The 13,804-nt window shown below is 51.0% G+C and carries 12 protein-coding genes; 10 read left to right on the forward strand and 2 right to left on the reverse strand.

Features of this window, described 5'->3' with window-relative positions:
* Positions 1–40 precede the first annotated feature (40 nt).
* The gene (gene guaA / locus ACR9Y8_RS23170; protein WP_481215632.1) at positions 41–1,579 is read right to left on the reverse strand and encodes a glutamine-hydrolyzing GMP synthase; all 1,539 of its coding nucleotides are present in this window, start codon (positions 1,577–1,579) and stop codon (positions 41–43) included.
* 130 nt (positions 1,580–1,709) lie between these two features.
* Between guaA and ACR9Y8_RS23175 the strand changes: the two genes are divergently transcribed.
* The 10 genes from ACR9Y8_RS23175 to ACR9Y8_RS23220 all read left to right on the forward strand — a co-directional run bounded on the left by ACR9Y8_RS23175 (position 1,710) and on the right by ACR9Y8_RS23220 (position 11,266).
* A complete protein-coding gene (locus ACR9Y8_RS23175) occupies positions 1,710–2,438 on the forward strand; it encodes a head GIN domain-containing protein (protein WP_481215633.1) in 729 nt (242 codons plus the stop codon).
* Between the two features lie 406 nt (positions 2,439–2,844).
* Positions 2,845–3,762, forward strand: coding sequence for an NADPH-dependent FMN reductase family protein (locus ACR9Y8_RS23180; RefSeq protein ID WP_481215634.1), 918 nt, complete (start codon positions 2,845–2,847; stop codon positions 3,760–3,762).
* A gap of 115 nt (positions 3,763–3,877) precedes the next feature.
* A complete protein-coding gene (gene darB / locus ACR9Y8_RS23185; RefSeq protein ID WP_481215635.1) occupies positions 3,878–5,014 on the forward strand; it encodes a dialkylresorcinol biosynthesis protein DarB in 1,137 nt (378 codons plus the stop codon).
* 32 nt (positions 5,015–5,046) lie between these two features.
* A complete protein-coding gene (gene DarG / locus ACR9Y8_RS23190) occupies positions 5,047–5,445 on the forward strand; it encodes a flexirubin biosynthesis protein DarG (protein ID WP_481215636.1) in 399 nt (132 codons plus the stop codon).
* 8 nt (positions 5,446–5,453) lie between these two features.
* Entirely contained in the window at positions 5,454–6,458 is a 1,005-nt protein-coding gene (gene darH, locus ACR9Y8_RS23195) for a BtrH-related acyltransferase DarH (protein ID WP_481215637.1), read from the forward strand.
* Complete coding sequence (locus ACR9Y8_RS23200) at positions 6,455–7,195, forward strand: ABC transporter ATP-binding protein (protein ID WP_481215638.1); 741 nt, start codon at positions 6,455–6,457, stop codon at positions 7,193–7,195. The genes darH and ACR9Y8_RS23200 overlap by 4 nt, the downstream gene beginning before the upstream one ends.
* Before the next feature lie 5 nt (positions 7,196–7,200).
* Positions 7,201–8,490, forward strand: coding sequence for an ABC transporter permease (locus ACR9Y8_RS23205; RefSeq protein ID WP_481215639.1), 1,290 nt, complete (start codon positions 7,201–7,203; stop codon positions 8,488–8,490).
* Positions 8,491–8,722: 232 nt separating this feature from the next.
* Positions 8,723–8,980: a phosphopantetheine-binding protein gene (locus ACR9Y8_RS23210; protein ID WP_481215640.1), complete on the forward strand. Its 258-nt coding sequence runs from the start codon at positions 8,723–8,725 to the stop codon at positions 8,978–8,980.
* Positions 8,981–8,994: 14 nt separating this feature from the next.
* Positions 8,995–10,209, forward strand: a complete 1,215-nt coding sequence (locus ACR9Y8_RS23215) for a beta-ketoacyl-[acyl-carrier-protein] synthase family protein (protein WP_481215641.1) — start codon at positions 8,995–8,997, stop codon at positions 10,207–10,209.
* 16 nt (positions 10,210–10,225) lie between these two features.
* Positions 10,226–11,266 carry a beta-ketoacyl synthase chain length factor gene (locus ACR9Y8_RS23220; protein WP_481215642.1) on the forward strand — a complete coding sequence of 347 codons (1,041 nt, stop codon included), beginning with the start codon at positions 10,226–10,228 and terminating at the stop codon, positions 11,264–11,266.
* Between the two features lie 585 nt (positions 11,267–11,851).
* Here the strand turns inward: ACR9Y8_RS23220 and ACR9Y8_RS23225 are convergent.
* Positions 11,852–13,588, reverse strand: a complete 1,737-nt coding sequence (locus ACR9Y8_RS23225) for a M14 family metallopeptidase (protein ID WP_481215643.1) — start codon at positions 13,586–13,588, stop codon at positions 11,852–11,854.
* Positions 13,589–13,804: the final 216 nt, after the last annotated feature.

Raw genomic sequence — 13,804 nt, forward strand, 5'->3', positions numbered from 1 at the left:
CACTAATTACTAACGACTTACGGCTAACGACTTACGACTATTACTCCCATTCAATGGTAGCGGGCGGTTTGGAACTGATATCGTACACAACGCGGTTGATACCTTTTACCTTGTTTATGATGTCGCTGGACATCCTGGCGAGGAACTCGTATGGCAAATGTGCCCAGTCTGCCGTCATACCGTCTACTGAAGTAACGGCGCGGAGCGCTACTGTGAATTCATAGGTTCTTTCATCCCCCATTACGCCTACGCTCTGTACAGGCAGCAGGATGGTGCCCGCCTGCCATACTTTGTCGTACAGGCCTGCTTCACGCAGCCCTTCAATATAGATGGCGTCTGCTTCCTGCAGCATGGCTACCTTCTCGGGCGTGATAGCGCCCAGTATGCGGATGGCCAGTCCAGGTCCGGGGAAGGGGTGCCGTCCCAGGAACAGCTCACTGATCCCGATCTCGCGGCCTACCCGGCGTACTTCGTCTTTAAAGAGGAAACGTAAAGGCTCTACCAGCTGCATGTTCATTTTCTCCGGCAGGCCGCCCACGTTGTGGTGTGATTTAATGGTAACGGAAGGGCCGTTCACCGATACGGATTCGATCACGTCCGGGTAAATGGTACCCTGTCCCAGGAAGGAAATATCGGTCAGCTCAGTAGCTTCATGCTGGAACACCTCTATGAACAGGCGGCCGATGATCTTGCGCTTCTTCTCAGGATCGCTCACGCCGTTTAACTCATTGTAAAACAGTTGCTTGGCATTTACCCCCTTCACATTCAGGCCCATATGTTTGTAGGATTCCAGCACGGTCTCAAATTCATCCTTGCGCAGCAGGCCGTTATCCACAAAAATGCAGAACAGGTTCTGGCCAATGGCTTTATGGATCAGCTCTGCGGCCACGGTGGAGTCTACCCCCCCGCTCAGGGCCATTACCACCCTTTTGTTGCCTACCTGCTCTTTGATGCGGGCCACGGTTTCCTGTACAAAGGCCGCCGGGGTCCAGTCCTGTTTGCAATCGCAGATGTGTACCAGGAAGTTGCGCAGTAAAAGCTTGCCTTCCAGGGAATGGGTCACCTCAGGATGGAACTGAATGCCCAGGATGGGATGGGCGGTAAGGGAGTGGCTTTTGAAAGCTGCCACCGGTATATTTTCCGTACGGGCAATGATCTCAAAACCCTCCGGCATGCGTACAATGGTATCAGCATGGCTCATCCATACCTGGCTTTTGGCAGATATGTCATATAATAAAGACTCTTCCCTGTTGCTGTGCTCCATAAAAGCCCTGCCATATTCACGGCTATTGCTTTTAGCCACTTCCCCGCCAAAGTTTTTTGCCATCAGCTGGGCGCCGTAGCAAATACCCAGTACAGGTACCTTATTGGCCATGGCGGCAATGTCAACGCTGGGGGCGTTGGCGTCGTTCACTGAGAACGGGCTGCCTGACAGGATAATACCTTTGATGGATGGATCCCAGGTGATGGGCTGTAAGCAAGGCTTGATCTCACAGTAAATATTCAGTTCCCGGATGCTGCGTGCAATTAGTTGCGTATATTGGGAGCCGAAATCGAGGATAAGAATCTTTTCAGTCATGGTGGTGCAAAGATAAAGGCCAATTTCTAATGAACAATTAGGAAAATTCGAACGTAGTATAGCAGACCACCGGCACAAGGGACATTTTACAAGCAAAATCTTTTAACTTCATAACTAAATATTCCTCAACATGAAAACAATCTGCCTGCTAGCATCCCTGATGGCCATTTCCACTGTTTCCCTTACCAGCTGCGACGTTACCGGTCAAAACCGCGTAAAAGGCAGCGGCAACGTAACAAAAGAAGAGCGTAGCGTTGACGCATTCAAAGAGCTGTCTGTAAGGGGCAGTATGGACGTCTACCTTACCCAGGGCCCTGCCAAAGCCGCCGTTATTGAGGCGGAAGACAATCTCATCCCGCTTATTGAGTTCGAACGCGAAGGCGATAAGCTGATCATACGTGAAAAAAGGCATACGAATATCCATGCCACCCGTCCCATGAAGGTGTACCTCAGCACACCGGAACTGGAGAACATCGGCCTGGCCGGTTCAGGAAACATTAACCTGGAGAACAAGTTCACGAACAACACCCACATGAAGCTGAGTGTTTCCGGCAGCGGTAATTTCAGCGGCGCCATTAACTCCCCCGAAGTAGGCGCCGATATCGCCGGTTCCGGGAATATCTCTGTAGAAGGAGAGAGCCGCAACCTGGATGTAGATATCGCCGGTAGCGGCAATTTCAAAGGCCAGCAACTGCTCTCAGAAAAAGCGGATGTGAGTATTGCCGGTAGCGGTGATGCCAGCGTACACGCCAGCGTTAGTCTGGATGCAAAGATCGCAGGTTCCGGCGATGTGCATTATAAGGGCAGCCCCCAGGTAAACTCCAGGGTAGCGGGTTCCGGCTCCGTTAAAAAAGACTGATCCCTAACAGCCTGGGATAAACGATCATGATTAACTAATTGTTTCTTAAGTTTTATTTAACATTTCGTTTATCATATTTTACTCACCTTAGCGATCTGATTATTGCTTACGCTTTAATCAAACACAAACTTTTTCAAGTCCTTTAGCCTGGGTACTGCTGTAAACGATCTCGTGTTACTTCAGTACCTGGCTGAGGCACAAGCCGGATGATGAGTCCATGGTCCATAGTCGATGGTCCATGGCATTTCCTCACATCTTTAATGCCCCAACCGCCTTTATTACCATTCAATAAGAAATTTCCTCTGCCCCGATATGCTATAGACCATCGACTATGGACCATGGACTAACATATATCTAAAAATAATTTGTATGTTTACAGTTCCGATTGTTGAGCTCCGGTTTTTGTATGACTAAACAAAAGATCCTGGTAATATACTATTCCCAGACAGGGCAGTTGAAACGGATTGCAGATGTGATAGCAGCGCCCTTGCAACAGCAAGCCGATATTGTGTACGAAGAGATCATCCCTGTACAGCCCTTTCCTTTCCCATGGAATAAGAAGGAATTTTTTGATGTCATGCCTGAAACGGTAATGGGCAGGCCCCGCGCCATACAACCCCTCAAAGTGGATCCACAAGATCACTTTGACCTGGTGATACTGGCCTTCCAGCCATGGTTCCTGTCTCCCTCGCAGCCCGTTGCCGCCTTCCTCCAAAGCCAGGAAGCCGCCCGCCTGCTGAAAGGTAAAAATGTTATTACGCTGATAGGCGCACGTAACATGTGGCTCAACGCACTGGAAACCGTAAAAAAATACCTGTATCAGATAGGCGCCCAGCTGGTAGGCAACATCGTACTGGTGGATACCGCTCCTAACCTCGTGTCAGTGATCACCATTGTTCGCTGGCAGTTCAAAGGAAAAAAGGAAGCTACCAGGTTCCTGCCTCCGGCCGGCGTACAGGAGAAAGATATACAGGCCGCAGCCCGCTTTGCAGGCCCTATCGGGGAAGCATTGCAGAACGGCCACTATCATCAGGTGCACCAACAACTGTTAGAACTGGATGCTGTTACACTGAAACCCAATCTGGTGTTGCTCGAGAACAGAGGGATCAAAGCCTTCCGCTTCTGGTCAGCTTACATCAGCGCCAAAGGCGGACCCGGCGCCCCTGAACGTCAGCCTCGATTGTTCATGTACCGCAGCCTGCTGCTGCTGGGGATCATCGCACTATCCCCCCTTACCGCGATCAGCTCAATGATCACATTAAGGGTAAAGCGAAATAAACTGCAGAAGGAAGTAACATACTTTAAAGGCGTGCACCTGCGTTGAGAAGGAAGGTATCCTTTAATAATTATATATTTACACGCTGGACCTGGCATGGTCGAGGGACAAGACCATGTTGATCCGCACGGACGCGCCACAACATAAAGAGTATAATTTTCAGATGAACGAAGTTTACATCACAAGGCTTTCCAAGTTCCTGCCCAATGAACCGGTTGGAAACGACGAAATTGAAGGTATACTGGGTATGGTGAACGGAAAGCCATCCCGTGCAAGGCACATGGTCTTGGGTAATAACAAGATCAAGACCCGCTATTACGCACTGGATAAAAATGGTAACCCCACCCATAATAATGCCCAATTGACCGCTACAGCCATTCATGGTCTGTTTAACGATAGCTTTCCCATCAGTCGTCTCCAGCTGCTGGCCTGCGGCACCAGCTCTCCCGATCAGCTGCTGCCTAACCACGCAGCCATGGTACACGGTTTGCTGAAATGTCAGCCGGTAGAGCTGGTCTCTACGTCCGGCGCCTGCGCCGCCGGTATGCAGGCACTGAAATACGCTTACATGTCTATCAAATGCGGTAACACCGCCAATGCCGCCTGTACCGGGTCTGAAAGGATCTCCGGCGCCATGCTGGCCACCAAGTTTGAGCCCGAAACGGAGAACCTGAAAAGCCTGAGCGAAAATCCCATCCTGGCTTTTGAAAAGGATTTTCTCCGCTGGATGCTCTCAGATGGCGCCTGCGCTGCACTACTGCAGAACAAGCCCAATGAGGAGGGCGTCTCCCTGCGGGTGAACTGGGTGGAGATCGCCTCCTTTGCGCACGAGCTGGAAACCTGCATGTACGCAGGCGCTGTGAAAAATGAGCAGGGCGATACCAAAGGCTGGTGGGATATGCTCCCGGAAGAATGGATCCGGCAGAGCGTGTTCGCCCTGAAACAGGACACCCGCATACTGTCGAAAAATATAGTGCCCTCCGGCGCAAAAATGTGGAAAGAGCTGGTAGAAAAGTATAGTATCAATATTGATGAGCTGGATTATTTCCTGCCGCATCTGTCCTCTGAGTTCTTCCGCCCCAAGGTGGATGAGGAGCTGGCCCGGCTGGGTGTGGCCATCCCGCAGGAGAAATGGTTCACCAACCTTACCCGGGTAGGGAACGTTGGCACCGCCTCTCCCTATTTAATGCTGGAAGAGCTCCTGAACACGGGCATGCTGAAAAAGGGCCAGCAGATCATGATGATGGTGCCTGAAAGCGCACGTTTCTCGTACGCCTATGCCCATCTGACCGTAGTCTGATTTCTTTAAATTGCATATTATAAAACATCCGGATGAAGAAAGATGAAGTGCCGCAGGATGGCAATAACATGCATAACGGAGTTGTAAAGCAGCTCTTCTACGCGGTAGACGATAATGGTAAATATACCCAGGTACCCAGCGTTGGCTGGGAACCGGAGAATGTTGCCATGGCCCAGGCGTGGGACGACGTGAATGAAAAAGTGGAAAAGGCCCGCCAGCGGGTATTGGCAGGGGAAATCAGCCCCATTGCCTATTATATGGAAAAACAGCTCATGAATGTTTCGCTGCTGGCCCGCTACGTTGGCAAATTCCAGTGGCAGGTAAAACGCCATATGAAACCTGCGGTGTTTAACCGCTTAAGTGAAAGGATGCTGCATCGTTATGCAGCCGCCTTTAAAATTTCAGTGCAGGAGCTGAAGCAAGTAAAGTAATTGTTGTAATGAGCGAGATACAATTTAACCATGTCCAGACAGCACATTGTGAGAGTGGCGTTATTTCCAACCTGTTCCGGCACTATGGTCTTTCTATAAGTGAACCGATGGCTTTTGGCATCGGCGCAGGTATTTTCTTCGGGCACCTGCCTTTTCTGAAAGTGCACGGGGTACCCGGTACCACCTACCGCATATGGCCCGGCGCCATTTTCCAGCGCGTATGCAAACGGCTGGGCGCAAAAATGCAGTGGCAGCGCTTTTCCAGTCCGGAGAAAGCCATGCAGGAGCTGGATAACGTGATCGGCCGGGGCATTCCCGTAGGCGTATTATCCAGTGTATACTACCTGCCTTATTTCCCGCCTTCCTATCGTTTTCATTTCAATGCACATAACCTGGTGATCTATGGCAAGAACGGAGGCAACTATCTTGTCAGTGATCCCGTAATGGATACGGTTACTGAAATAGATCCGGTAAGCCTGGCCGAGGCCCGTTTTGCAAAAGGCTTCCCGGAACCTAAAGGAAAGATGTATTATCCCCTGCAGGTACCCAAATCGGTGTCATGGGAAAAGCCCATCCGCCAGGGTATAGACCAGGCCTGTCATTATATGCTGAAGATCCCTTTCTCTCCCTTTGGCGTAAAGGGAATGCGTTTCCTGGCTAAACGCCTGGAACATTACCCGGAGAAAGTCGGAGAGAGAAGGTCTGTGCTCTACCTGGGCAACATCATCCGGATGCAGGAGGAGATAGGCACCGGTGGCGCAGGTTTCCGCTTTATCTATGCCGCCTTCCTGCAGGAAGCTGCCGAGAAGCTCAACAACCGCGAGCTGGCCAGGCTGTCGCAGGAGCTCACCCGCATTGGTGATCTCTGGCGCAACTTCGCCTTCAACGCAGGCCGCGTGTGCAAGAACCGCGCAGTGAACAATGTATCCTACAAAGAGCTGAGCGAAATGCTGATGCAATGCGCCGCGGCAGAAGAAATATTTTTCAGGGAACTGTCGAAAGTTAAAATATGATCGCCGTACAAGAGCTGCATAAAACCTTCAAAGGCGCCTGGGAGCCATCTCTCAGCGGGCTCTCATTCAGTTTTCCGGAAGGCAGCATAGCAGGGTTACTGGGACCGAACGGCGCAGGTAAAACAACGACCATCTCCATCATCTGCGGATTGGTAAAGGCCGACAGGGGCCAGGTAAAGGTGTTTAACCTTCCGCAGCAGGGGGCCAACCGGGAACGCATCAAAAGGATGATCGGTATCGTGCCGCAGCAGATAGCGCTCTTCCCGCAGCTGACAGCCCGTGAGAACCTGCTGTATTTCGGCAACCTCTATGGCCTGAAAGGCAAGCCCCTGCGCGATAAGATAGAAAGATACCTGGAACGCTTCGGCCTGGAAAAGAACGGTGATAAAGAGATCCATAAATTCTCCGGCGGCATGAAACGCCGTACCAATATCATTGCCGCCCTGCTGCATGACCCAAAGCTGCTGATCCTCGACGAGCCTACCGCAGGTGTGGATGTACAATCCCGCAGCATGATCCTGGAATTTCTGCGCGACTATAACAGCCAGGGCGTCAGCATCCTCTATACTTCGCATCTCCTGGAAGAAGCGCAGGATCTCTGCACGGAAGTGGCCGTGATAGACGAAGGAAAATTAGTATTACAGGGACAACCATCCACATTGATCCAACAGCACCCGGATTGCCGCAACCTGCAGGATGTATTCCTGCATTATACAGGGCATGCGGTGAGAGACTAAATAATATGTTACGATTACTGGCTACCATAAAGAAAGAATGGCTGTTGCTCAAAAGGGACAGAACCGGACTGGCGCTCTTATTCTTCATGCCACTGGTATTGATCACCGTTATGGCGCTGGTGGAAGACGCGCCCTTCCGTGATTTCCAGGAGCTGAAATTCGATGTGCTTACGGTTGATAATGATCATGGCCGCCTGGCCCGCCAGGTGAAAGAAGGCTTGGAACGCACCGGTCAGTTCAACATCGTTGATTCGCTGGATGGCAAGCCCATAACGCTGGAACAGGCGCAACGCCTGGTGAACGACGGCGACTACAAAATATGTATCCTCATCCCGCAAGGGGCTACCGCCGCCATTGTCAGCAATGCCAACAAAGTGGTGAACGAAATATCCAGCCGTATCGGCATGCCTGCCACCCTACCGGTAAAGCAGCGAAACGATTCCCTTAACGTAGTGATCTATTTCGACCCTGCTGTAAAGAAAGCCTTCAAAAGCGGTGTGCACCAGGCATTGGATAATTTCCTGACCCAGGTGGAAGCCGGAATGTTGATGGAACGCGTACAAAGGCAACTGCGTAGCAAAGATTCCACAGCTGCTGCAGATAGCCTGTCTGTACAGCTCAAGGCAGTCGGACTGGAAGAACAGGCTAGCGGCCCTACAAAAGAATTCAAAGGCATTTACAGCTCTGTACAGCACAATGTACCAGCCTGGACCATCTTCGCCATGTTCTTTATCGTGATTCCTATTGCAGGTAATATGATCCGCGAAAGGGGAGATGGCAGCCTGGAGCGGATGAAGCTCATCCCTGGCTCTTACCTGGCCGTATTGGCAGGTAAGATGCTGTTCTTTGTGGCCGTTTGTGTACTGCAATTCTACCTGATGACATTGGTAGGCATCTACCTGATGCCCCTGCTGGATCTGCCCCGCCTGATGCTCGGCCCCAGTCATCTCTCCGCCTTCATCATAGCGCTGACCATCGGTTTGGCGGCCACATCCTATGGCATACTTATTGGCACAATTTTTAAAACGCCCAACCAGGCGTTGAATTTCGGCGCCATCTCCATCGTGATCCTTTCCGCCATTGGCGGTATATGGGTGCCGCTGGAAGTGATGCCGCCGCACATGCAGTTCATCGGGCATTTATCGCCCCTGAACTGGGGACTGGAAGCAATTAATAACATCTACCTGCGGAATGCAGGCATCGCACATATATGGGACAACGCCGTTAAACTGCTGTTACTTTGCACCGTCATGCTCCTGGTAGCAGCCCGGGTAGAGAAAAGACGGATGGGGTAGTTGAGTGGTCAGTTGACAGTTGTCAGTTGTCAGTCGTAAGTCGTTAGTCGTTAGTCGTTAGTCGTTAGTCGTAGGTTTAATGCCATCCTCTAACTGACCACTGTCAACTGACCACTGACAACTGACAACTCTCAACCAACTACTGACAACTTACAACTTACGACTACGACTTACGACTAATTCAAATATTTTCTAATCAATTGTAAAACTGTATTTTTACTCCCACCTAATTATGGAAGCATTAAAACAAAAGCTCAAACAACAAATTATTGAGGCATTGAACCTTCAGGATACCAAACCGGAAGATATTGATGATAATGCCCCTTTATTTGGTGAAGGGCTGGGACTTGACAGCATCGATTCCCTGGAACTGATGGTACTGCTGGAAAGGCATTACCAGATCAAGGTGGAAGACCCCCGCGAAGGAAGAAAGATCTTACAGTCTGTACAATCCATGGCTGAGTTCATACAATCTAAACAACCTGCGTAAGCAAAGGGCAGATCATGGCGGAACGCGTGCTAATAACGGGAACGGGAATGATCACCGCCATTGGTGGCACGGTAGCCGCCAATCTCAAGAGTCTTCAACAGCAGCAGAGCGGCCTGGGTTTTACCCGGTTCATCGATACCATCTATAAAGATGTACTGCCGGTAGCCGAAGTAAAATACAGCAACGAAGAGCTGGCCCAAATGGCCGGCGTTGCTGGCAGGCCCGAATACACCCGCACTACTTTACTGGGCCTCGTGGCCATGCAGGAAGCCTTGCAACAAGCCGGGATACATGATCTGCAGGAAGAGCCGGCTGGCTTCATCAACGCCTCTACCGTAGGAGGTATGTGCGATACGGAAAAGGTCTACTTTGATATTATTGATCCTGCAAAGGAAGGCGACTTCCTCCGCTATATCGATACGCTGGATTGTGCCGATTGTACCCAGCGCATTGCAGATAAGATCGGTATTACCGGTTATGTCACCACCATCAGTACTGCCTGCTCCTCCTCTGCCAATGCACTGATGTACGGCGCCCGCCTCATTAAACAGGGCCTGGCCCATCGCGTGATCTGCGGCGGAACAGAAGCCCTTACCAGTTTTACCATCAACGGGTTCAACTCCCTGAAGAATATCGACAAACAAGCCTGTCGGCCTTTTGACCAGCACCGTAACGGTCTGAACCTGGGCGAAGGGGCTGCTTACCTGGTGCTCGAAAGTGAAAGCCTGGCCAGGCGCAACGGCAGCCGGGTACTGGCGGAACTGAGCGGATACTGCAACAGCAATGAAGCGTTCCATCCTACCGCTCCCTCCCCGGAAGGCGATGGCGCTTACACCGCCATGAAAGAAGCCCTGGCCGTGAGCGGCCGTAGTATTGACCAGGTACAATACGTAAACGTGCATGGTACCGCCACCTGGCCCAACGATCTTTCAGAAGGCCGCGCACTGGAACGCCTGTTTGGCAGCCAGGTGCCGCCTTTTAGTTCTACCAAACCTTTCACCGGTCATGCTTTGGCTGCAGCAGGGGCTATTGAGGCTATTTACTCAGTACTGGCCATTCAGCACCAGCTGATCTTTCCGAATCTCAATTTTTCTGAAAAGATGGAAGAGCTGGCAATTGTGCCTGAAACCCGCCTCCTCGAAGGACAAGCAGTAGAAACCGTCATCTCTAATTCTTTTGGCTTCGGCGGCAATAATGCCTCCCTGGTGATCAGCAAATATGAAGGCTAATTGTTACATACAAGGTATGGCGGCTATCACCCCTCAGCATTCGTTTGAGGGAGATCTTTTCTCACAGCCGCTGCGCAATAACACCAGCAACCTGTTCCAGGTAACAGAGCCGGATTATAAAGCCTTCATTCCGCCTAATAGCCTGCGCAGGATGAGCCGCCTCCTGAAAATGGGCCTCACCACCGCCCAAAAATGCCTGCAGGATAGCGGCCTCGGGCTACCCGGTGCGATCATTACAGGCACGGGTAAAGGCAGCCTGCAGGATACCGAGCGTTTCCTGAAAGAAATCCGCCAGTACGAGGAAAGGGCCCTGAACCCAACGCCTTTCATACAATCCACGTATAATGCGGTGAACGGGATGATCGCCGTGGCGCAGCAGTGTACTACCTATAACAATACATTCGTTCACCGTGGCTTTTCATTTGAGCATGCCCTGCTGGATAGTATACTCCAGCTACAGGAAGGCGCTTCGCACACCCTCACGGGTGCGCTGGATGAAATGTCTGAAGAGCATTTTTATATAAAATCGCGTATTGGCCATTGGAAAAAGGGCCCGGTAAATAATGTGGACTTGTATAATACCTTATCTCCGGGTACGATGGCAGGGGAGGGGGCGGTGTTCTTTTCATTGTCTGCGACCAGCACAGATCATACCTACGCCCGTATTGCGGGACTTAAAATGTTATACAAGCCTTCACCCGCTATAGTTTCAGCTGGCCTATCAGCATTCCTGGAGGAACAGCAATTATCCCCTGCAGACATCAGCCTGGTGATTACCGGCCGCAATGGCGATAGTAATTTTGAGCATTTTTATAGGGAGCTGGATACTGTTATGGGTTCCAGCTCTCAATTACCTTTTAAACATCTTTGCGGCGAGTATGAAACTTCCGGCGCCTTTGCCGTCTGGTTAGCGGCGCATATTATGAAGGCGCAGCAGGTGCCGCAGCAATGGTACCCCATGCAGGAAACTTTTCCTTCAGCAGAATTCCGCCGTATTCTGATCTATAATCACTTCTTTGGGGAACAGCACTCATTTATTTTATTGGAGCGGGAGTGAGGAGCGACAGTAACAGGAAAAAGTGGGGTTATGTGAAGGTGTGTAGAGGGTATGTGAAGGGTATGTGAAGGGTATGTGAAGGGTATATGAAGGTGTGTAGAGGATATGTGAAGGGTATGTAGAGGGGTGTGTGGAACGTATACTTTTCATTCCTGTCGTTACGGAACAAGTGGGTCTTCAGCCTCCGTCATTGCGAGGCGCGGTCGCGCCCTGTGCGTTGGCCGACGAAGCAATCTTTTAACAAATCTCCGGTTAAAAGATTCCTTCGGCCCGGCTCCACCAGGCCTTTCCCGCCCTCGCAATGACGGCGGCTGAAGACCTGTTTATTTCCACGCTACCCCGGACTCCCGCAGCTCCCCGCGGCGCTACCGGGTGTAACGGCGAGGTGAAAAAACCGATACAATTTAAACCCGCATCAAGTCCACCTCAAGTCCACCTCATCTCCACCTTACCTCCGCTTCTACATGGGTTTTCCTGGCCGCTTACACGCCGAATGCTCTTAGTGTTAATTTAGTACCAGCTTAGTGGGAGTAACCTAAGTGCTTAGTCCCCTTGCTGTAAGTCCTTAGTAAGTCCCTGGTCCCCCTACTGTCCCACTACTCTATACACCGGGTACCTCATATACCCCGGCTCCGCATACACCGAATGGTCATACACAAACTCCAGCTGGTCATCCGCACTCTTCGCAAAAGCACTATCCTGTGCCTTGCGCTCCTCCAATTCCTTCCTCAACTCCGGATGCTGCCGCAGGTACTCCGCCGCCGTATCCTCAAAAACATAGCTGGAATAATGCTCCTTCGGCATTAAAATGGCGTCAAAGAAGTTCCAGGCAAAGAAAGAATCCCCGCCGCCTGGCTCCAGCGTTTCCACCAAAAAGCGATTGGCATTCTGATGAAGGGGTATATAATAATCTCCCTTCCGGAAAGCAATCTGCATTTTAAGGGTCTCCGTTTTCACCTGGCTGTGCAGGTAATGCTTTTCAAACGGCCGCTGCGCTGTTTTATAATCCTTTACCTGGTAAACCTCCACGGCTATTGTCGTGTCTTTGGCTAAGCGCTGCATGACCACGCGATTGTTTTTCAGGAGGTCGATCACTGTCCACCAGCCCTGCGGAATAATATAAGCCTCCGGTTTCTGCACAAAATTGCCCGGGGTCACAAAGTCGTAAAATGGAACCTGCCGCTCATACGGCTTGCTACGGTCGTAATACAGCCTGGGTAACCCTGATATATCACTGGGTTTATGCCCGGCAGCGTAACCTTTAAAGGTAATGGTGCTATGCCTGCTCATATCCGGCTTCCACTCCAGGGGAAAGCTTTGCTGCGTCAGCACCGCCTGTTTGGTCTGCTCCCGCAGTTGTTTGATCTGTTCACTATGCTGGCTTACAAACTGTATAAAGCATTCCATCAGCTCATAAGTAGCCTTTACCCGCTGGGGATAAGGTTTTAGCATATGTGTTTCCGGCACAAAGCCAAAGCTGTGGAACAGGGCCGCATAGCCGCTGGAATATCGTGGGCCGTCGCTGTATTGCGTCCATCCGCTGTCCGGCGTTTCGCCGAAATGGTTCACATACGGAACCAGGTCATACCCGCGATCTTTCATGAGCTGGTACAGGCCCGGCTCAAACTCCTTTTTCAGATAATCGCCCATTACGCCGCCCAGTTTACCGTACTGGGTACTGAGCAGTGTCATAACATGCTGGTAGTCAGCTCCATTACTCACATGATTATCTACCAGCACATCCGGGTCGGTTAGCTGGAAGATCTGCTGAAAGGAGCGCGCATTCTTCGAATCCGCCTTGATAAAGTCCCTGTTCAGGTCCAGGTTCTGGGCGTTGCCGCGCGACCCGAAGGCATCCGGCCCGTTCTGATCCGGCCGATAGTAAGGGCTGCGGTTCAGGGCGCCCCCGATATTGTACAAGGGAATCACCGCCAGCACGATATTATCCGGCAGTTTCTGTTTGCCCAGGGCCAGGTCGCGCAATAGTTGCATGCTGGCGTCTATGCCGTCCGGCTCTCCGGGATGAATCCCGTTATTGATCAGTATTATACGCTTATTCTTTTTCCGGAGGCTGGAAAAGTCAAAATCGCCGCTGGCGGAGTACACGGCCAGGTGTAAAGGATAACCGGCGTCTGTAGGGCCCATTTCCAGCAGCTTGATCTGCGGAAAGCGTTTGTCCAGTGTCTGATAATAGGAAATAACTTCATAATACGTGGCAGTTTCGCGGCCCTGGCTGCGTTCAAACCGGGTACTGAGGTCCTGTGCAGATACATGTAGTTGTAACCCAAGGCCCAGTAGGGCAGCGGTGAATAGTGTTCTCATCCAGCTTTAACAGGTTTAGATGTTTAGGTTTGAGGTTTGAAGTTTGAGGTTTGAAGTTCGTTAAACGTTACAGGTTCAACATCAGCCGTCTGACTAACAATTAGTTATCCATTTGTCAGCTGTTTGCCCCCAACCTTCAACCTCCAACGAACCTCAAACCTCAAACTTCAAACCTCAAACTACAATTTCTTTCCGACGCCTAAAATAAGACCTCCT

This window comes from Chitinophaga sp. SVR4-12A (assembly GCF_056754765.1).

Bases quoted from the DNA above. Each gene is read 5' to 3' on its own strand.
- guaA (WP_481215632.1), bottom strand. From the start codon at position 1,579: ATGACTGAAAAGATTCTTATCCTCGATTTCGGCTCCCAATATACGCAA.
- ACR9Y8_RS23175 (WP_481215633.1), top strand. From the start codon at position 1,710: ATGAAAACAATCTGCCTGCTAGCATCCCTGATGGCCATTTCCACTGTT.
- ACR9Y8_RS23180 (WP_481215634.1), top strand. From the start codon at position 2,845: ATGACTAAACAAAAGATCCTGGTAATATACTATTCCCAGACAGGGCAG.
- darB (WP_481215635.1), top strand. From the start codon at position 3,878: ATGAACGAAGTTTACATCACAAGGCTTTCCAAGTTCCTGCCCAATGAA.
- DarG (WP_481215636.1), top strand. From the start codon at position 5,047: ATGAAGAAAGATGAAGTGCCGCAGGATGGCAATAACATGCATAACGGA.
- darH (WP_481215637.1), top strand. From the start codon at position 5,454: ATGAGCGAGATACAATTTAACCATGTCCAGACAGCACATTGTGAGAGT.
- ACR9Y8_RS23200 (WP_481215638.1), top strand. From the start codon at position 6,455: ATGATCGCCGTACAAGAGCTGCATAAAACCTTCAAAGGCGCCTGGGAG.
- ACR9Y8_RS23205 (WP_481215639.1), top strand. From the start codon at position 7,201: ATGTTACGATTACTGGCTACCATAAAGAAAGAATGGCTGTTGCTCAAA.
- ACR9Y8_RS23210 (WP_481215640.1), top strand. From the start codon at position 8,723: ATGGAAGCATTAAAACAAAAGCTCAAACAACAAATTATTGAGGCATTG.
- ACR9Y8_RS23215 (WP_481215641.1), top strand. From the start codon at position 8,995: ATGGCGGAACGCGTGCTAATAACGGGAACGGGAATGATCACCGCCATT.
- ACR9Y8_RS23220 (WP_481215642.1), top strand. From the start codon at position 10,226: ATGGCGGCTATCACCCCTCAGCATTCGTTTGAGGGAGATCTTTTCTCA.
- ACR9Y8_RS23225 (WP_481215643.1), bottom strand. From the start codon at position 13,588: ATGAGAACACTATTCACCGCTGCCCTACTGGGCCTTGGGTTACAACTA.